General features: G+C 50.8%; 16 protein-coding genes. All 16 read left to right on the forward strand.

The window, feature by feature from the left end:
- Window positions 1-34: 34 nt before the first annotated feature.
- The 16 genes from ACFQ2I_RS08935 (at window position 35) to ACFQ2I_RS09010 (ending at window position 20411) form a co-directional block, all read left to right on the forward strand.
- The gene (locus ACFQ2I_RS08935; protein ID WP_377563672.1) at window positions 35-1174 is read left to right on the forward strand and encodes a 1-deoxy-D-xylulose-5-phosphate reductoisomerase; all 1140 of its coding nucleotides are present in this window, start codon (window positions 35-37) and stop codon (window positions 1172-1174) included.
- Window positions 1175-1260: 86 nt separating this feature from the next.
- Window positions 1261-2523 (forward strand): RIP metalloprotease RseP, encoded by a 1263-nt coding sequence (gene rseP / locus ACFQ2I_RS08940; RefSeq protein WP_377563673.1) that lies wholly within the window; start codon window positions 1261-1263, stop codon window positions 2521-2523.
- Between the two features lie 10 nt (window positions 2524-2533).
- Window positions 2534-3982, forward strand: coding sequence for a proline--tRNA ligase (gene proS, locus ACFQ2I_RS08945; protein ID WP_377563675.1), 1449 nt, complete (start codon window positions 2534-2536; stop codon window positions 3980-3982).
- A 40-nt stretch (window positions 3983-4022) separates the two neighbouring features.
- Window positions 4023-8336, forward strand: coding sequence for a PolC-type DNA polymerase III (locus ACFQ2I_RS08950; RefSeq protein ID WP_377563886.1), 4314 nt, complete (start codon window positions 4023-4025; stop codon window positions 8334-8336).
- 202 nt (window positions 8337-8538) lie between these two features.
- Window positions 8539-9000: a ribosome maturation factor RimP gene (gene rimP / locus ACFQ2I_RS08955; RefSeq protein ID WP_377563676.1), complete on the forward strand. Its 462-nt coding sequence runs from the start codon at window positions 8539-8541 to the stop codon at window positions 8998-9000.
- Window positions 9001-9037: 37 nt separating this feature from the next.
- Window positions 9038-10138 carry a transcription termination factor NusA gene (gene nusA / locus ACFQ2I_RS08960; RefSeq protein ID WP_377563677.1) on the forward strand — a complete coding sequence of 367 codons (1101 nt, stop codon included), beginning with the start codon at window positions 9038-9040 and terminating at the stop codon, window positions 10136-10138.
- A gap of 31 nt (window positions 10139-10169) precedes the next feature.
- On the forward strand, window positions 10170-10475 hold the full coding sequence (gene rnpM, locus ACFQ2I_RS08965) for an RNase P modulator RnpM (RefSeq protein ID WP_377563678.1): 306 nt from the start codon (window positions 10170-10172) through the stop codon (window positions 10473-10475).
- Window positions 10472-10798, forward strand: coding sequence for a L7Ae/L30e/S12e/Gadd45 family ribosomal protein (locus ACFQ2I_RS08970; protein WP_377563679.1), 327 nt, complete (start codon window positions 10472-10474; stop codon window positions 10796-10798). The genes rnpM and ACFQ2I_RS08970 overlap by 4 nt, the downstream gene beginning before the upstream one ends.
- Window positions 10795-13341 (forward strand): translation initiation factor IF-2, encoded by a 2547-nt coding sequence (gene infB, locus ACFQ2I_RS08975; protein WP_377563681.1) that lies wholly within the window; start codon window positions 10795-10797, stop codon window positions 13339-13341. The genes ACFQ2I_RS08970 and infB overlap by 4 nt, the downstream gene beginning before the upstream one ends.
- Window positions 13342-13348: 7 nt before the next feature.
- Entirely contained in the window at window positions 13349-13705 is a 357-nt protein-coding gene (gene rbfA, locus ACFQ2I_RS08980) for a 30S ribosome-binding factor RbfA (protein ID WP_377563682.1), read from the forward strand.
- Window positions 13702-14694, forward strand: a complete 993-nt coding sequence (locus ACFQ2I_RS08985) for a DHH family phosphoesterase (RefSeq protein WP_377563683.1) — start codon at window positions 13702-13704, stop codon at window positions 14692-14694. The genes rbfA and ACFQ2I_RS08985 overlap by 4 nt, the downstream gene beginning before the upstream one ends.
- Before the next feature lie 2 nt (window positions 14695-14696).
- Window positions 14697-15605, forward strand: coding sequence for a tRNA pseudouridine(55) synthase TruB (gene truB, locus ACFQ2I_RS08990; RefSeq protein ID WP_377563684.1), 909 nt, complete (start codon window positions 14697-14699; stop codon window positions 15603-15605).
- A 27-nt stretch (window positions 15606-15632) separates the two neighbouring features.
- Entirely contained in the window at window positions 15633-16583 is a 951-nt protein-coding gene (locus ACFQ2I_RS08995) for a bifunctional riboflavin kinase/FAD synthetase (protein WP_377563685.1), read from the forward strand.
- 167 nt (window positions 16584-16750) lie between these two features.
- Window positions 16751-17020 carry a 30S ribosomal protein S15 gene (gene rpsO, locus ACFQ2I_RS09000; RefSeq protein ID WP_377563686.1) on the forward strand — a complete coding sequence of 90 codons (270 nt, stop codon included), beginning with the start codon at window positions 16751-16753 and terminating at the stop codon, window positions 17018-17020.
- Window positions 17021-17127: 107 nt separating this feature from the next.
- Window positions 17128-19230: a polyribonucleotide nucleotidyltransferase gene (pnp, locus tag ACFQ2I_RS09005; protein ID WP_377563687.1), complete on the forward strand. Its 2103-nt coding sequence runs from the start codon at window positions 17128-17130 to the stop codon at window positions 19228-19230.
- 173 nt (window positions 19231-19403) lie between these two features.
- Entirely contained in the window at window positions 19404-20411 is a 1008-nt protein-coding gene (locus ACFQ2I_RS09010; protein ID WP_377563689.1) for a polysaccharide deacetylase family protein, read from the forward strand.
- Window positions 20412-20474 lie beyond the last annotated feature (63 nt).

Raw genomic sequence — 20474 nt, forward strand, 5'->3', positions numbered from 1 at the left:
TCCTAAGCAGGTTATTAATGGAGGTACGAATACGTTGAAAAAAATCGCTTTGTTAGGTTCAACGGGGTCGATTGGCACGCAAACACTGGATATTGTGGATCATCACCCCGAACAATATAAAGTTGTGGCATTGTCTGCAGGCTCGAGAGTGGATGAATTAGTGGTACAGGCGAATAAATACAAACCTGTGCTGGTTAGCCTGGCGACGAAGGACTTGGCAGATCGGGCTGCACCTCATCTACCGTCTGGTACCCGGGTGGCATACGGTGAGCAAGGTCTGATCGATGTTGCTGCAAGTACGGACGCCGACATCGTAGTGACCGCCATTATGGGGAGCAGAGGGCTTCCCGCGACGATGGCTGCGATCGAGGCGGGCAAGACGATTGCACTGGCCAATAAAGAGACGCTAGTTACGGCAGGGCATCTCGTCATGAAGCGAGCCAAGGAGCGCGGCGTATCCATCCTGCCGGTCGACAGCGAGCATTCTGCAATATTCCAATGTCTGAATGGCGAGAGGGCTCAGACGGTGAAGACTGTTACGCTTACAGCTTCGGGCGGATCATTCCGCGATCGGACGAGAGACGAGCTGGCCGGAGTGACGGTGGAACAAGCATTGAATCATCCGAACTGGTCGATGGGCGCCAAAATTACGATAGATTCCGCCACAATGGTCAATAAAGGACTGGAAGTTATGGAGGCCAAGTGGCTGTATGATGTCGATTACGACCAAATCAAAGTACTTATTCACCCCGAAAGTATTATCCATTCCTATGTCGAATTCGTGGACAACAGCATCGTTGCGCAATTGGGCTTGCCCGACATGCGAGTTCCCATCCAATACGCGCTCACCTATCCCGATCGGCAACCAACACCTACGGAACCACTGGATCTGGCCGCGATCGGCAAGCTGCATTTTCGAGAGATGGACTATGAACGCTATCCAGCTCTTCGGTTAGCCTTCCAATGCGGCCGGCTTGGACAATCCGCTCCGACGGTATATAACGCAGCCAACGAGATTGCGGTAGCCCGCTTCCTGAACGGGGAGATTGCATTTCTGGATATTGAGCGTATATTGCAGCAAGTCGTAGACCGTCATCAGGTATGCGCCGTCGATCATATTGACGCAATAGAAGAGATCGATCAATGGGCCAGAAGCGTTGCGGCAAAAGTGTAGAACCGGAAATAGTGGTTCTCTTGTATCGGACGGGAGAATAATGATAATCTATGTACAGGCCGTAACGAACAGGAGGCTACAGGACAATGGGAACGTTGGGGGTCATATTTTTTACAGTGCTCGTCTTTTTTGTGATCGTCACTATACATGAGTGGGGTCATTTCTATTTCGCGAAACGGGCAGGCATATTGGTCAGGGAGTTCGCTATTGGCTTCGGTCCTAAGTTATTCTCCGTCAAGAAGGGCGAAACCCGGTATACGCTCCGTCTCATTCCAGCAGGCGGATTCGTCAGAATGGCAGGAGAGGACCCGGAACTTGTCGAGGTTCAGCCCGGTCAGACAATTGCGGTTCGAATGAAGGATGGAGCAGTTACGAGAATGTATCTTGATCGCCTGGACGACAGAAGCGGAACCGTTCGCGGTGAAGTCGTCTCACTGGATTTGGAGCACAAGCTTGGTATCAAGCTTGACATCGAAGGAGAGGTCGAGGAATTCTCCGTTCATCCGCAAGCGTTGATTATCGCTCGCGGTCAAGAGACGCAAATTGCGCCGTATGACAGGCAATTCGGAAGCAAGCCGGTACGCAAGCGGGCAATGGCGATATTCGCCGGTCCTATGATGAACTTTATATTAGCGTTCGTCTTGTTCGGGGTTTATGTGCAATTGGCGGGCGTACCAGAGAAACTTCTGATCGGAGAAGCGACGAAAGGCAAGCCTGCGCACGCAGCCAATCTGCAGCAGGGAGATGTCATTCATGCCATTAACGGCGAACCGATCGGCACTGATTTCGAGCATATGGTGGAACTAATCGGTGAATCCGTCGGCAATCCCATTAAGCTTGACGTTGTTCGGAACGGCGAGCTTATGTCGGTTACGGTTACCCCAGTAGCAGATGAACATGGCGTGGGCAAGATTGGTATTGTGCCTATGTATGAGACTCGCAATGCTACCATTGGCGAGACGGTTACAAAGTCGGCAACGCTGATGAAAGATATGACGATACTTATATTTGACGGTTTTAAAATGCTTGTAACAGGTCAGTTCAAGCTAGATGATTTAGGCGGACCGGTACGGACAGCGGAGATGACAAGCGAGATCGCAAGACAAGGAATTGACAAATTGACAAGTTGGACGGCGTTGCTGAGCTTGTACTTGGGTATATTCAATTTGCTGCCGATACCAGCGCTTGACGGAAGCCGGCTGATTTTTCTTGGGCTGGAGGCTCTTCGCAGAAAGCCGATTGATCCTAATAAGGAAAGTATGGTTCATTTCATCGGCTTTGCTATGCTTATGCTGCTGATGGTCGTCGTCACCTACAATGATATTTTACGATTAATGAGAGGGGAGTAGTCTGTCGAACATGTCCAAGGATAAAGGGTTTGTAACGGAAATCACGTCGCAAAGCGAAGATTTCTCGAGATGGTATATCGATGTCATCAAAAAAGCGGAGCTGATGGATTATTCACCAGTTCGCGGCTGCATCGTATTTCGTCCTGATGGATTCGAGCTATGGGAAAATATACAACGAGAGCTGGATCAGCGCTTTAAGGATACGGGACATCGCAACGCTTATTTCCCGCTATTCATTCCGGAGAGCTTCTTCCAGAAGGAGAAGGAGCATGTAGAAGGGTTCAACCCTGAACTGCCTTGGGTAACGGAAGCGGCTGGAGAGAAGCTGGAGGAAAGGTTGGCCATCCGACCTACCTCAGAGACGATGATCGGCCATATGTATGCGAAGTGGATTCAATCGTACCGAGATTTGCCGGTTCTAATCAATCAGTGGGCTAACGTTGTCCGCTGGGAGAAGCGGACGTTGCCTTTCTTGCGTACGAGTGAATTCCTTTGGCAGGAAGGACATACGGCGCATGAGGATGAAGCGGATGCTCGCAAGGAAACACTTACAATGCTGGATGTCTACACGGACTTTGCAGAGAAATTTCTCGCCATCCCTGTTATTAAAGGTGAGAAAACGCCGTCTGAGCGTTTCGCAGGTGCAGTAGACACATATTCCATTGAAGCGATGATGAAAGATGGCCGCGCCGTGCAAGCCGGCACATCTCACTATATGGGCACCAAATTCGCAGAAGCGTTCGACATTAAGTTCCTCGATCGTCAGAATGAGCTTCAATTCGCGCATACGACTTCCTGGGGAGTAAGCACCCGCCTGATTGGAGCGCTTATTATGGTGCATGGGGATGATCGAGGTCTGGCGCTTCCGCCTAAGGTAGCTCCGACTCAGGTTATTATGATTCCGATCGGACCTGCTAAGATGCGCGAAGCCGTCGTTGGCCGAGTGGACGAGCTATTCGCCGAGCTGAAAGCGGCCGGTATCCGCGTCCGCGTAGATGACCGGGCCGATGTCAGTCCGGGCTGGAAGTTCAACGAATACGAGATGCGCGGCGTACCGTTGCGCCTCGAGCTTGGTCCCCGCGATATGGACAACGGCGTCGTCGTGCTTGTGTCGCGTATTACAGGCGAGAAGCGCATCGTGAAGCAAGATGAGCTGACAGGCGAAGTAAGCAAAATGTTGGAAGAGACACAAGACGCCATGTACGAACGGGCTAAACAGTTTAGGCAGGACAATTTTGCGGCTGTGGACACGTTGGACGAGATGAAGAGCTTCATGGAAGAGAAGCGCGGCTTCGTGGAATCCGGCTGGTGCGGCTCTGCTGCATGCGAGAAGCAGGTGAAGGAAGAGACAGGGGCTACTAGCCGTAATATTCCGTTCGAGCCCGCTACGAAGAAGGAAGTTTGCCTTGTTTGCGGCGATGCCTCCAAGCATACCGTTGTGTTTGCCCGCGCTTATTAGGAACCTCTCTACTAGTTCGGGATGAGGAGTGAAAGCAATGATGAACCAAGCCAGTGACAAGCGGCATCGCTTCGAGCTGTTGCTGCAGCAAGCGGAGCTGCCGCGCGATTTGGTCGATACCCATTTCCGGGATGGGTCTATCGATAAAGTGATCGTGAACAGAAATAATAGAGAATGGACGTTTTGCATACGCAAGACGTCCATGGTTCCTTTAGGGGCCTACATCGCATTGTTGCAAGCTGTGAAGATGAAATTCTCACATATCGCCGATACATCGTTCAAGCTTATCTATGATGACATCGTAGAGAACGAGAATATCATCCTTCAGTATTGGCCGCTCTTCCTGGAGTGGGCCAAGACCAATATCGCTTCCGTCAACGGCTGGCTGCAGAAGGCGGGCATGGAAGCGCATGGGGATCAGATCACGTTGTCACTGCTGGATTCCACCGGCCTTGAGCTGGCTCGAAAGAAACGAATCGACGAGCTTGTTTCCGCTTTCTACAACGATAACTTCGAGCGAAAGGTGTCTGTGAAATTAACGCTCGGACAGCCTAGCCAGGAAGTGTACGATGAATTTATGATGAGGCTCGAGCAAGAGGAGCGTCAAGCGGTAGAACAGATTATGGCGGAATCCGAAGTGGAAGATGATGCGGCAGAAGGCAATGAGGACGCTGTTCGTCTGGCAGTCGGTTACGACATTAAGGAAGAACCGGTACCGATCATGAACGTGCAAGACGAAGAGAAGCGGATTGTCGTGCAAGGTACTGTGTTCGGACTGGATGTGAAGGAGTTGCGTAACGGCAGCACTCTATTCATATTTAATCTGACCGACTTCACCGATTCCATCGCGATGAAGATGTTCGCCAAGACGAAGGAGGATGTGAAGGTCCTCTCTCAACTGTCTAACGGCAAATGGGTAAAGGCGCGCGGGCGCGTGGAATACGACCGCTTCATGCAGGAGCCGGAGCTCGTCATGATGCCGAACGATCTTCATGAAGTAAGCGCCCCGCCGAGCCGGAAGGACGAAGCGGAAGAGAAGCGGGTAGAGTTCCATCTGCACACGACGATGAGTACGATGGACGCCGTCACCTCTATCGGCGATTACGTAAAAACTGCGGCGAAGTGGGGGCACAAGGCGATTGCCGTGACGGATCACAGCAATGTGCAGTGTTATCCCGACGCTGTGAAGGCTGCCAAGAAGAACGATATGAAAGTGCTGTTCGGGGTGGAGGCGAATGTCGTCAACGATGCCGTCCCGATGGTTATCCATTCTCGGGAAGAGGAGATGGCGACGGCGCAATATACCGTATTCGATATCGAGACGACGGGCTTGTCCGTGGTGAACAATAAAATTATTGAATTGGCCGGCGTCAAGATGCGGGACGGCAAGGAAATTGCGCGCTTCTCCACTTTCATCGATCCACACGAGCCGATCCCTTATCATATTCAGCAATTGACTAATATTACGGATGATATGGTGCGAGGAGCGCCGGAGCTTGCGCCCAAGTTGAAGGAATTTATCGCGTTTATAGAAGATGATATTCTGGTCGCTCATAATGCCCGCTTCGATATTGGATTCATACAAGCGAATTGCAAGGAATTGGGCTTACCTGAAGTGCAAAATCCTGTACTGGATACGCTTGAGCTTGCCCGCTTCCTTCACCCGACGATGAAGAATCATCGTCTGAACACGCTCGCTGCTAAATATAAGATTAGTCTGGATAATCACCATAGAGCGATTGACGATTCCATTGCGCTGGGCGGCATTTTGTTCGGTCTTATCGCTGACGCAGCGGAGCGCAATGTGACAGGGCTGCATCAACTGAACGATTACGTGGGACTGGAACTTAGCAACGCCCGTCCATTTCACTGCAATATTTACGCGCTCAATGCAACCGGCAAGAAAAATCTGTTCAAGCTCATCTCATTGTCCCATACGGAGTATTTCAAGAAGGTAGCCACCATACCGAAGAGTAAGCTTGTAGAGATGCGGGATGGCTTGCTCGTTATTTCCGGCTGCGAGAAGGGAGAGTTTTTCGAAACGGTGCTGAACAAGTCGCTAGAGGAAGCGATAGAGGTCGCTCGCTTCTATGATGTGCTTGAAATCCAGCCGTTGGACTTCTATATGCATCTGGTGGAGAAAGGTCTGGTTGGCAGCAGAGCGGAGATTGAAGATGCGATGCGGCGTGTATGCGCCATCGGCGACGAGTTGGGTAAGCCCGTTATAGCGACCGGTAACGTTCACTATTTGAATCCCAATGACAAGCTCTACCGCGATATAACGATTCATGGCATTACCGGGTTCAGTCCGTTGAAAGGCATGCGCAAGCCGGACGCTCACTTCCGAACGACAGAAGAAATGCTGGAAGAATTCCGCTTCCTGGGCGATGCAAGAGCGAAGCAGGTCGTCGTCACGAACACTTCCAATCTGGCAGATCGTTTCGAGCATTATGACATGTTCCCTAAGGAGCTGTTCACACCGGACATTGAAGGGGCAGACGAGGAGATTCGCAATACGTGCTACGCTACAGCCAAATCCTTGTATGGCGAAGAGCTGCCCCAAGTCGTGATTGACCGTCTGGAGAAGGAGCTTGTGCCAATAATCAAGTACAAATTCTCCGCGAACTATCTCATATCCGCCAAGCTGGTGAAGAAATCGAATGAAGACGGTTATCTCGTCGGGTCCAGGGGATCGGTAGGGTCTTCCGTCGTCGCTACGTTCCTTGGTATATCAGAGGTTAACCCACTGCCGGCGCATTATCTGTGCCGCAATTCCGAATGCAGGAACAGCGATTGGATATTAGACGGCAGCGTGCCGAGCGGCTTCGACCTGCCATCGAAGGACTGTCCCAAGTGCGGACAACCGATGAAAGGTGAAGGACAAGATATACCGTTCGAGACGTTCCTTGGATTTAAAGGAGACAAGGTTCCCGATATCGACTTGAACTTCTCCGGGGAATATCAACCGATCGCGCACAATTACACCAAAGTGATGTTCGGGGAAAAATGTGTCTTCCGCGCTGGTACGATCGGTACGGTGGCTGAGAAGACTGCCTATGGCTTCGCCAAAAAATATGAGGAAGAGCATCACAAAAAGTGGCGCGGAGCGGAGCTGTCCAGACTGGCCGGAGGTTGTACTGGCGTGAAGCGAAGCACGGGACAGCACCCTGGCGGCATCGTCGTCGTGCCCGATTATATGGAAGTGGAAGATGTTACACCTGTCCAATATCCTGCTGACGATGTGAAGGCGGAATGGAAAACGACGCACTTCGACTACCATGCGTTCGACGAGAATTTATTGAAGCTGGATATTCTGGGGCACGATGATCCTACTATGATGCGGATGCTGCAGGATTTGACAGGAATTGATCCCACAACAATTCCAATGAATGATCCAAAGGTGATGAGCCTGTTCAATTCCACGGAGGCATTGGGTGTAACCGCGGAGCAAGTCCGTTCCCCGGTTGCGACTTACGGCATCCCTGAGATGGGAACGAAGTTCGTTCGTCAGATGCTGCAGGAGACCCAGCCGTCGAGCTTCGCTGATCTACTGCAAATATCGGGCTTGTCACACGGCACGGGTGTATGGCTGGGCAACGCTCAGGAACTGATCAAGAATGGAACATGTACGATTAAGACGGTGATTGGTTGTCGCGACGATATTATGCTTTACTTGATCTACAAGGCCGGCATGGACGCTTCGCTCGCCTTCAAAATTACAGAGAGCGTGCGGAAGGGAAGAGGCTTGACGCCAGAGTGGATTCAGGAAATGAAGGATTGCAAAGTGCCAAAGTGGTACATCGACTCCTGTCTGCGCATCGAGTATATGTTTCCGAAGGCCCATGCCGCGGCATATGTCATTTCAGCTGTCCGGACTGCCTACTTCAAGCTGTATTATCCGATCGAGTTCTATGCGACATATTTTACCGTACGTGCTGATGACTTCGACTTGGAGCTGCTGTGCCAAGGCTATGACGCCATCCTTCGCAAGTTGGTGGAGATTGAGGCGAAAGGCTTCAATGCGACGCCAAAGGAGAAAAACATGGTGTCGCAGCTGGAGATGTCGCTTGAAATGACCTCGCGTGGTTTTTCATTCAAGCCGATTGACCTGTACCGGTCCGATGCAGTCAAATTTTTGGTAGAGGACAAGTCCCTTATACCTCCTTTCGCAGCGGTAGCTGGAATCGGAGCGAACGCCGCGCGCAATATTGCGGCATCGCGGGAAGCCGGCGAATATTTGTCCATCGAGGATTTCCAGATGAGGTCCAAAGCGTCGAAAACAATCGTGGAGCTGTTAAATACGCTGGGCTGCTTCCGCGGTCTACCGGAATCCAACCAGTTGTCTCTCTTCTAGCACTTATAGAATCTACTGCCCGCGCGGGATGGGACCCTGCAGACTAGAAATCATTTCTTGTCACTAATAGGGGATTATGATATAATTTTTGTGGCAATGATGTTGATAAGACTGGGATGATTAAAGAGTGGGGAAACCCACTCTTTACGTTTTGTATTCCGGAAATTTACATTGCGCGAAACAATCAGGAGGTTTACACACTGTGAGCACATCCAAAATCAAAGCCGCCGTTGAGGCTATGGTGTTACCTTATCTCAATGAGCACGGATTCGAACTTGTCGATATTGAATATATAAAAGAAGGCAGCAGCTGGTTTTTACGTATTTTTGTCGACAAGGAAGGCGGCATAGACATTGATGAATGCGGGCGCATAAGCGAATATGTCAGCGAGCAGTTAGATAAGGACGATCCCATTACGGACGCATACTTCCTTGAGGTGTCTTCTCCCGGAGCGGAGCGCCCGCTCAAGAAGCCGGAAGATGTCCGCAAGGCCGTTGGCAAGCATGTATTTATAACGACATATGAGCCAATTGACGGACTGAAGGAATTTGAAGGGGAGCTGATCGATTTTGACGGCGATACCGCTACTGTTCGCATCGGCAAGAAGGAGCACAGCCTCCCGTACAGCAAGGTCGCAAGCGCCAGACTCGCGATCGTTTTCTAATATGCATGGATAAGTTGAAAGGGGGAACTCCGTTCCAATGAGTATGGATTTTATTGAGGCCTTGCACGAAATTGAGAGAGATAAAGGCATTTCCAAGGATGTGCTCCTTGAAGCGATTGAAGCTGCACTTATCTCAAGCTACAAGCGGAATTTCAATACGGCGCAAAACGTAAGAGTGGATATGAACCGCCATAACGGTGTCATTAAAGTATACGCAAGAAAAACCGTCGTCGACGAGGTGCTTGACCCGCGTCTGGAGATCACCGTGGAAGCGGCGCGGGAGATTAACCCGCATTATCAACTGGATGATGTGGCAGAGATTGAGGTGACGCCGAGAGATTTCGGCCGGATCGCCGCTCAGACGGCGAAGCAGGTCGTCACCCAGAGAATTCGGGAAGCGGAGCGAGGACTGATCTATCATGCTTTCATTGACAAAGAAGAGGATATCGTCAATGGTATCGTTCAGCGTCAGGATACTCGCAACCTGTTCGTCGATCTCGGCAAGGTTGAAGCGGTGATGCCGCTGACGGAATTAATGCCCACTGACAAATTCAAGCACATGGATCGCGTTAAATCCTATATTACCAAAGTAGAGAACACGACGAAAGGCCCTCAAATCATCCTCTCGCGTACTCATCCCGGTCTTCTAAAACGCTTGTTCGAGCTGGAAGTTCCTGAAATTTACGATGGTGTAGTAGAAATACGCTCGGTTGCGCGGGAAGCCGGCTTCCGTTCCAAAATCGCCGTCCATTCCCGCAACGAAGAGGTCGATCCGGTAGGCTCTTGCGTCGGACAGAAGGGCATTCGTGTGCAGACGATCGTCAATGAGCTGAAAGGCGAGAAGATTGACATCGTTCGCTGGTCTGAGAATGTAGAGGAGTATGTAGCCAATGCGCTCAGTCCTTCCAAGGTGCTAGAGGTTATCGTGTTCGAGCAGGAGAAGATGGCCCGCGTCATCGTGCCGGACTATCAGCTATCGCTTGCGATTGGCATTAAAGGACAGAATGCGCGGCTAGCTGCCAAGCTGACAGGCTGGAAGATCGATATTAAGAGCGAGACGCAAGCTGAGCAGGAATACGGCCGACCGAAATCGACGAGCGCAACGATGATGCATCAGGATTCTGTCTCTTTCGACTAAGACCCGGTCACGCGAAAGGAGGGGGTGTGCAATGCGAACGAGAAAAATACCGCTTCGCAAATGCGTCGCATGTCAGGATATGATGTCCAAGAAGGAGCTTATCCGCGTAGTAAGGACACCTTCTGAAGAGATCAGTATCGATCTGACGGGCAAGAAGGCCGGTCGCGGCGCGTATCTGTGCGGTAAGGTGGCATGCTTCCGTCTGGCCAAGCGTTCGAAGGCGCTGGATCGCGCTTTGAAGCAACCCGTAAGCGAGTCGATCTACGATGAGTTGGAGAGGGAATTTGTCGCAGTGGAACAACAATTCGTGGAAAGCAAGGAGATGGCGGAGGAATGAAGCCGGACAAGTTATTGTCGCAGCTCGGCATGGCCATGCGCGCAGGTAAGCTGGTAACCGGGGACGAGACGGTGCTGAAGGCGGTTCGGACCGGGAAAGCGCATCTGGTCGTTCTTGCCGCCGATGCCTCTGACAATACCAAAAAAAAGTTTCGGGATAAATGCAATTCCTACGGTATTTCACTCACCGAAGCAAGCGACCGTGTACAACTGGGGAGAGCCATCGGGAAACCGGAACGCGTCGTTCTGGCGGTGACGGATATGCAATTCGGAAAAATGATTGCCAATCATCTGAGCCCAAATACGGAGGTGGATCCTACTTGAGCAAACAGGAGAACAAAGATAATAAAGATAAACTGCGCGTCTATGAATACGCAAAATCACTTAATATGAGTAGCAAGGAAATTATTACGATCCTCAAACGCTTAAACTTGCCCGTTAACAACCATATGAGCGTCATGGAAAACGAAATGGTAAGCAAAGTGGAGGGCTTCTTCCGCGATATAAAAGCAAATGCCGCGGCGAAGCGCGCTCAAGAGAACGGCGGCGCAACGATGTCTACCACAACAGCTCCCGCCAATCGCCAGCAGCAAAACAACCATACATTACACGATAGACAGGGGACTACGAACTCTATTAATACGACAACGAAAAACCAAAATGGCAACCAACAACGTGATCAAAGAAGTCAGCAGCAAAGCAGTCGTCCCGCTGGCACAGGCAACAAGCGGCCAGCAGGCAGCGGAACTGGACGTCCAGGCGGCAATGCGGGCGCTCGTCCGAGCGGCAGCGGAACCGCACAAGGCCAATCCAGGCAAAATGCAGGCGGTGGAGGAAACCGTCCGCCAAGCGGAAACGCTGGCGGTCAAGGTGCCAACCGTCCCGCAGGTAGCGGACAAGGGGGACAACCACGCGCTTTCGAATCCAGATTCGAGCAATCGCGCGGCAACACACCCTCTACTGATAAAGGCTCCAAAAACAACAAGTCGCGAAACGGCAGCAACGGCAAGCGATTCGATGACGGCAGACCGAATTACAAGTCCAATCAGCGGGGCGGAAGAGGCCGGGGCGGAAGAGGCCAGTCGCAGCAGCCGCCGCGCGAGAAGATCGACAATACACCGAAGAAGATTATAGTACGCGGTACGATGACAGTCGGCGATCTGGCAAAGCTACTGCATAAGGATGCTTCCGAAGTTATTAAGAAGCTGATGTTCCTGGGTGTAATGGCGACGATCAATCAAGAAATCGATATGGATACGATTCTGCTCATCGTCGCTGAATACGGCGTTGAAGTGGAAGTGAAGATTCCAGTTGTGGAAGACGACTTCGAAACAATCGAAGAAACGGACGATGAAGCGAATCTGAAAGAGCGCCCACCGGTCGTGACGATTATGGGACACGTCGATCACGGTAAGACAACGTTGCTTGACGCCATCCGCAAAACAAATGTAAGCGGCGGCGAGGCCGGAGGTATTACGCAGCATATCGGCGCTTATCAAGTGGAGATCAACAATAAGAAAATCACATTCCTGGACACGCCTGGCCATGAAGCGTTCACCTTAATGCGTGCGCGCGGCGCGGAAGTGACGGACATAACGATTATCGTCGTAGCCGCGGATGACGGGATCATGCCTCAGACTGTGGAGGCGATTAATCACGCGAAGGCAGCGGGTGTACCGATTATCGTCGCGGTGAATAAGATAGACAAGCCGGAAGCGAACAGCGATAAAATCAAGCAGGAAATGACGGAATACGAGTTGGTTCCTGAAGAGTGGGGCGGAGATACGATCTTCGTGGAAGTGTCCGCGAAGAAGCGCATCGGTCTGGAAAACCTGTTCGAAATGATCTTGCTGGTAGCGGAAGTGAACGACTATAAAGCCAATCCGAACAAACGCGCAAGAGCCACTGTGATCGAGGCTGAGCTGGACAAGGGCAAAGGCCCTGTGGCGCGTATTCTCGTACAGCACGGCACGTTGAAGATCGGTGATGCATTCGTGGCGGGCAATTGCTTCGGACGCGTAAGAGCGATGGTGAACGATCGCGGACGTCGTCTGAAGGAAGCAGGTCCATCTACTCCTGTAGAAATTACAGGATTAACGGAAGTTCCGCTTGCGGGCGATCCTTTCATGGCATTCGAGGACGAGCGCAAAGCTCGCGCAATTGCCGACCGCCGGGCGGTCAAGCATCGCCAGTCGGAGATGGGAGCCAATACTCGCGTCACGCTGGATGATCTGTATAATCAGATCAAAGAAGGCGAGATGAAGGATCTGAATGTCATTATTAAAGCTGACGTTCAAGGCTCCGCAGAGGCTCTCAAAGGGTCATTGTCCAAAATTGACGTAGAAGGCGTTCGAGTGAAAATTATTCATAAAGGCGTAGGCGCCATTACGGAATCCGACGTCATACTCGCCTCCGCCTCCAATGCTATTGTCATCGGCTTTAACGTGCGTCCTGATCCGCAAGCTGAGCGTACGATCGACCAGGAGAAAGTCGACGTCAGGATGCATCAGGTCATCTATAAAGCGATTGATGAGATCGAGCAAGCGATGAAAGGTATGCTTGATCCGGTCTACCGCGAACGGGTGATTGGACATGCGGAGGTCAGAAACGTATTTAAAGTCTCCAAAATCGGTTCCATCGCAGGTTGTATGGTACTCGATGGGAAAATAACCCGATCTGCCGAAGCCCGTATTATCCGTAACGGCATTATCGTGTACAACGGCAAAGTGGATTCTCTGAAACGATTCAAGGATGACGCGAAGGAAGTAACGCAAGGCTTCGAATGTGGTATAACGCTAGAAAGATTTAGCGATATTATAGTAGGAGACGTTATTGAAGCGTTCGTCATGGAATCGGTAGAGAGGTGAGTAAGTCATGGCAAAAGTCCGTGTAGGACGCGTTAGCGAACAAATCAAAAAAGAACTCAGCATGATTATCCAAAAGGAGCTTAAGGACCCGCGTATCGGCTTTATAACAGTCACCGGCGTAGAAACGACGAATGACTTGTCTCAAGCCAGAGTGTACCTGAGCGTGCTGGGCAGCGACGAGCAGAAGGAAGCGACGCTTCAAGCGCTTGCGAAAGCGACAGGCTTCCTTCGTTCAGAGCTGGGCAAGCGAATAAAATTACGGCATACGCCCGAACTGCTGTTCAAATTCGACAGCAGCATTGAGTACGGCAGTAGAATTGAATCGCTGCTGGATGAAATCAATTCCGGGAATGAGCCTGAATGAGCGGGGCATTGAGCTATAGCAAACAATTGGATGAGGCATTGGACTTTATTAAGGACAATGCTTCATTCCTCGTTGTGTCGCATGTTCAGCCGGATGGCGATGCCATCAGCTCCACGTCGGTCATGAGCTGGTTGCTTGGTCGAATGGGTAAGAGCGCGGTGCTGGTGAATGAAAGTGCGCTGCCTGGCCGTCTAAGCTATCTGTACCATTATGACCAAATCCGTATCTATCATGTCGAACAGACGGAATGGCCTGAATTCGATGCCGTCATTGCGCTGGACTGCGCTGATTACCGGCGTATCGGGCTACCTTCCCGGCTCATTCCGGAAGGATGTCCACTTCTCAATATCGATCATCATCCTACGAACAACGATTATGGGTCGGTCAATGTCGTCAAGCCGGATGCCGCTGCAACGGTAGAGATTCTGTACGACTTGCTCCTTCATGCCGGCTATTCTCCTGACTTGGACTGCGCCAATGCGATCTATACGGGATTGCTGACGGATACAGGAGGATTCCGGTACTCCAACACAAGTCCCAAGGTATTGGAGATAGCTTCCAAGCTGCTTGATGTCGGCGTCTCTGGAAGCGTGCTTGCCGATCTCTTGCTAGAGAAGATGACGATGGCGGGCCTCAAGATGCTTCAGCTGTCGCTCTCCCGCCTGACCTTCAGCGACAATGGGGAAATTGCATGGTTATACATTCTCAAGGACGATCTAAAGACATGCGGCGCCGTGGCGGAGGATATGGAAGGTATTGTGAACTATGCGCTTAATGTGGACGGAGTGGAGATTGGCATTTTGTTCAAAGAAACGGAAGACGGGGCTGTGAAGGCCAGCTTACGTTCCGCGGGCAAGGCGGATGTAGCAGCTATTGCCAAGCAATTCGGCGGCGGAGGACATGTGCGCGCTTCGGGCTGCAGAATGGAACAGCCGCTGGATGAAGCGATGGCGGGCTTGGTAGAAGCGGCAAGAAAGGCGTTGATGTAGAGATGGACGGTGTACTGGCGGTATGGAAGCCTGAAGGCTGGACGTCTCATGATGTGGTCGCCAAGGTCCGCAGAATTCTAAAGATGAAGCGTATCGGGCATACCGGTACGCTCGATCCAATGGTGACCGGCGTACTCCCTCTTTGTCTGGGACGTGCTACTCGAATGGTGGAATATATACAGGAGAGATCCAAAACGTATGAAGCGATATTGAGGTTAGGCGTCGCTACGGATACGGAGGATATGACGGGCAATGTGCTGGAAGAGAAGCAGGTGTCCGGTCTAACGGAAGTTAAAGTCCGGGAAGTCCTGCAGCAATTCCTTGGCGAGGTGGAGCAAATTCCGCCTATGTATTCCGCCGTTAAGGTGGACGGAAAGCGGTTATACGAGCTTGCCCGAATGGGCCAGACGGTTGAACGCAAGGCAAGAGTCGTACATATTCATGACATTAGCCTGTTGAAGACGGACCTGGACAAAATGCATCCCGAGATTGCCTTCACGGTCACTTGTTCCAAGGGAACCTATATCCGAACATTATGTGTAGACATTGGCAAGGCACTGAACGTTCCTGCCGTCATGGTAAAGTTAGTACGGACGATGTCTGGCGGACTCCAGCAGTCGGATTCCTTGACGATCGAACAGATAGAAGCTTTCAGCAATGGAGGGGAGCTGAACAAGTATATAATCGCTCCTGATCAAGCTGTATCCCATCTGCCCGAACTAACGCTGCCTCCTCAATTGGCGGAGAGAGCGACTCGAGGAATGAAGATAACCGCAAGAGAAATCGTCATACCAGAGCATCTGCAAGATGGGGATATCATTCGCGTCTACGATCAGGAACGGCGATTTGTCGGTCTGTTCCAGAATGATCAGGTCAACGAACGAATCAGTCCGGCGAAGATATTCTCATAAAGAATGTAAACAGGAAGTGTGTCAGCGATGGAAATCATTCATCTAAGCTATCCAATAAATAAAGCGGCGGAGCTGGGACTGAACGCAGGCGTTTCAATTGCGATCGGACATTTTGACGGCGTGCATAGAGGGCATCAGAATGTGATCTCGGAAGCCGTGAAGCAAGCAAGAATACACGGTTTGCAATCGGCTGTGATGACCTTCCACCCTCATCCTCGAGAAGTGTTGGGACGTGGGAAGCATTATTATCAATGTCTTACGCCACTGGAGAGAAAAACGGAGCTGTTTCGAATGCTGGGCGTAGATATCGTATTCGTGATGGATTTCGATCAGAGCCTTTCTGCTGTGCCTCCTGACAGGTTCGTGAACGATATTTTGAGAGGGCTTGGCGTCAGCCATGCATCAGTTGGCTTCGATTTCACATTCGGCCACAGGGGAGCAGGTACAGCAGAGCTTCTTGCCGAGCTAGGGGCACCTGACATAGATGTTCATATTGTGGAGCCGCTGCTTGTTAAGCAGGGATTCAAGGTCAGCAGCACGTATACGAGGGAAGCGCTGGAGAACGGAGATATCGCAACCGCGACCGACTTGCTTGGAAGACCTTACGAGGTGACCGGAACTGTTGTACACGGAGACGGAAGAGGCCGTACGATCGGATTCCCTACAGCTAATCTGCAGTTGCATCATGCTTATGTAGCTCCACGGCTTGGCGTATACGCTGTGAAAGTTTGGATGGATGGCGCTTCTTACAACGGTGTTCTGAATCATGGCATGAAGCCTACGTTCAATAAAGGTGAGATTGTACCCGTCATGGAGGCGCATGTCTTCCAATTTGACAAAGACATTTACGGCAAGTCAATAACAGTCCAATTTATGGCGTTTATCCGTCCTGAGCAAAAATTCGGCTCAATTGACGAGCTGATTGGCCAGATACGTTCTGATTCTAAAGTGGCGGAAGAGATTCTTGCAACTTCGTGATTGCATTTTCTCGACAAACGATAGTTGTTTATGTTATAATTTGAATGTTGTGGTTGTGGTCACTCTTTTAGAGGGAATCACACGCACATACTAAACCTGGGCTTGGCTTTCCGATCTCACCGACGGCAGCGAGGCTCAAGGCGATTACAAGAAGGAGGTGGACAAGGATGGCAATTACACAAGAGCGTAAGCAAGAATTGATTGACACTCACAAAACCCATGCAAGCGATACAGGGTCCCCAGAGGTTCAAGTCGCTATCCTGACGGAGAACATCGTGAACTTGACGGAGCATCTTCGGGAACACAAGAAGGATCATCATTCCCGTCGCGGCTTGCTCAAGATGGTAGGTCAGCGCCGTAAGCTGCTTGCTTACCTGAAGAACAAGGATGTCAGACGTTACAGCGCATTGATTGAAAAACTCGGCCTACGCCGTTAAAACCTGCTAGAAGAAAAGCAACCTGCTGTCCTGCCATCCGGTATACGGGTTTTGGGGGATTCGGGTTGCTTTTTGTAATAGATGTTGGAATATGACAAGGAGGGTTAATGATGCATCGAGTAGAAATGATGCTGGGCGGCAGGCCGCTCATACTGGAAACAGGCCGACTTGCCAAGCAGGCAAACGCGGCGGTTACTGTCAAATACGGAGACACCGTCGTACTCTGTACGGTAACGGCTTCCTCGGAGCCGAAAGATCTGGATTTCTTTCCGTTGACTGTTAACTACGAAGAACGTCTCTACGCCGTAGGCAAAATACCGGGAGGATTCATCAAGCGTGAAGGTAGACCGAGCGAGAAAGCGATTCTGTCCAGCCGCTTGACGGATAGACCCATTCGTCCGCTATTCCCGGAAGGATTCCGCAACGATGTGCAAATTGCCAATATCGTAATGAGCGTGGATCAGAATTGTTCGCCGGAGATCGCGGCTATGATTGGAACATCTGCTTCATTAACGATATCGGATGTGCCGTTCAATGGACCGATTGGTGGCGTTGTCGTAGGCCGAATCAACGGGGAGTTCGTTATTAACCCATCGGTTGAGCAGGAACAGGAGACAGATATCTTCGTCGTCGTTGCCGGTACGAAAGACGCGATTATGATGGTTGAAGCGGAAGCCAACGAAGTGCCGGAGGACGTGATGCTGGAAGCGATCATGTTCGGACATGAGGAGATCAAGTCCATCGTGGCTAAGATCGAGGAACTGCAATCTATCGCAGGAAAACCGAAGATGGCAGTCGCATTACATACTGTGAACGCTCAAGTGAACAGCGAAGTACGCGCATATGCTTCCGAGAAGCTTGTAGAAGCGATAAGAATTCCTGAGAAGCATGCTCGTCAGGAAGCAATCGATGCTGTCAACAGCCAGACCGTAGAACATTTCGAAGCGTTATACGCGGATACGCCGGATCTGCTGGCCGATGTCAAAGAAGTGCTGTACGACATCGTTAAGGAGGAAGTACGTAGGCTCATCACTCATGATAAGGTTCGTCCAGACGGACGGGCTCTGAATGAAATTCGTGCGATTGAGTGTGATGTCGCGCTGTTGCCGCGCACGCACGGTTCTGGCCTGTTCACACGCGGTCAGACGCAAGCGCTCAGCGTATGTACGCTCGGGGCGATGGGCGATGTGCAGATTCTGGACGGCATTTCTCCTGAAGAAGAGAAGCGGTTCATGCATCACTACAACTTCCCGCCGTTCAGCGTAGGCGAAGCACGCCCATTGCGACCGCCGGGACGGAGAGAGATCGGCCATGGCGCATTGGGTGAACGGGCATTGTCTAAGGTGCTTCCTTCGGAAGAGGAATTCCCGTATACAATTCGTCTGGTGTCCGAGGTGTTAGAATCCAACGGTTCCACCTCGCAAGCGAGCATCTGCGCAAGCACACTGGCGATGATGGATGCAGGTGTACCGATTAAAGCGCCGGTTGCCGGCATCGCGATGGGGCTGATCAAAAATGATGAGCACGTCTCCATTCTGTCTGATATTCAAGGCATGGAGGATCATCTCGGCGATATGGACTTTAAGGTGGCAGGAACAAGCAGTGGCGTGACGGCTATTCAAATGGATATCAAAATAGACGGCATCGACCGCAGTATTCTCAAGGAGGCGTTGGAGCAGGCCAGAGAAGGACGGATGCACATTCTTGGCAAAATGCTTGAGGTTATCTCTGGGTCCCGTACAAACCTGTCGCAATATGCACCGAAAATCGTCACTATGCGCATCAACCCGGATAAGATTCGTGATGTAATCGGCGCCGGAGGTAAAATCATTAACAAGATCATTGAAGAAACCGGTGTGAAAATCGATATCGAGCAGGATGGCATGGTCTTCATCGCATCTGCGAACGAAGAGATGAATCAGAAGGCAAGATCCATCATTGAAGGCATCGTCAAGGAAGTCGTAGTTGGTGAAATATACATCGGAACTGTCAAACGAATTGAGAAGTTCGGCGTATTCGCTGAAATCTTGCCTGGTAAGGATGGTCTCGTACACATCTCGCAGCTGTCATCGGAACGTGTTGCAAAATGTGAGGATGTCGTCAAAATCGGAGATCAGATTACAGTGAAAGTGACGGAGATCGATGGGCAAGGCAGGATCAATTTATCGCGTAAAGCGGTATTAGTGACCCAAGAGGCTCCAAAATCGTAGACTTTGTGCCACAATAGTAAACACCGAAGAGTCAGATTTCATCTGTCTCTTTTTTATTTTACCGTTACCCGAATAACCTTGTCCCAGTCCACATACAAATGACAATAAGAGTGTTCATGCTGATCATGTGCACCGCACTTGTTTACAGGCTTTGAACCGGGAGTGAGTTGGAGATGTGGATTAGGAAAGCGGCAACGGTAGCGGCAGTGATACTAATGCTAATCGTATTCGTCCAGATGAACGGAAGCGTGCGACACTATATTAATGCAGTGAAGAGCGGGGACGCCACATTTGTATTCGGAACGTTCCGCGGCTTGAGCGAAGAGGATAGGAAGGAGCTGTACAACAGGATCGTTGTAGAAGCGGAGTCCTACTACAAGCCTCCGATTAATGCGAAGATTGACCGGGTATGGAAAGCGATACCTGGTTACAATGGTCTTGCCGTTGATATCGATCGCACGTACGAAGCAGCTTTGAAAATGCCCCTAGGCAGCGCGATTCCTTATCACTATAAGGAAATCGAGCCCAGAATCGGCCTGGAGCAGCTTGGTTCCGTTCCCATCTATCGCGGCAATAGTGAGAAGAAGATGGTATCATTCATGATTAACGTAGCATGGGGCAACGAATATTTGGAACCTATTCTGAATACGCTCCGCCAGGAAGGCGTGAAAGCGACTTTCTTTCTGGATGGCAGCTGGTTAAAGAACAATGTGGCGCTTGCCAAGCAGATACAAGAAGATGGCCATGAGCTGTCCAATCATGCATATTCCCATCCCGACATGTCAGCACTCGGCAGGGAAGCACAGAGAGGGCAGATTGTGAAAACGGAATCATTGCTTAAAGAACTGCTGGGCGTAAAAAACAAATGGTTCGCGCCACCTTCCGGAGCCTACAATGACGCAACTGTACAAATAGCAAAAGAGCAGGGGCTTATGACGGTATTATGGACAATCGATACGGTTGACTGGAGAATGCCGCCCGCAGAAACTGTTCTCCGAAAAGTAAGGAGCAAGCTGGAGCCTGGAGCACTTATTCTTATGCATCCTACTGCGACTACGAGAGATTCTCTGGCGGGGATGATTAACATCGCGCGTGAGAGGGGTCTTGCAGTCGGAACGGTAAGCGAAACGTTATCATCCAAGCGAAAGCAACCCGCAGTTGAGCCGCTGAACGTTATCTGATATAGTGAAAGCATTCATCTACTATAGGTGTTTTAAATTGAACTCGCATTCTAGGAGGACGCA

It is taken from the genome of Paenibacillus chungangensis (assembly GCF_042675905.1).
Taxonomy (GTDB): domain Bacteria; phylum Bacillota; class Bacilli; order Paenibacillales; family Paenibacillaceae; genus Pristimantibacillus; species Pristimantibacillus chungangensis.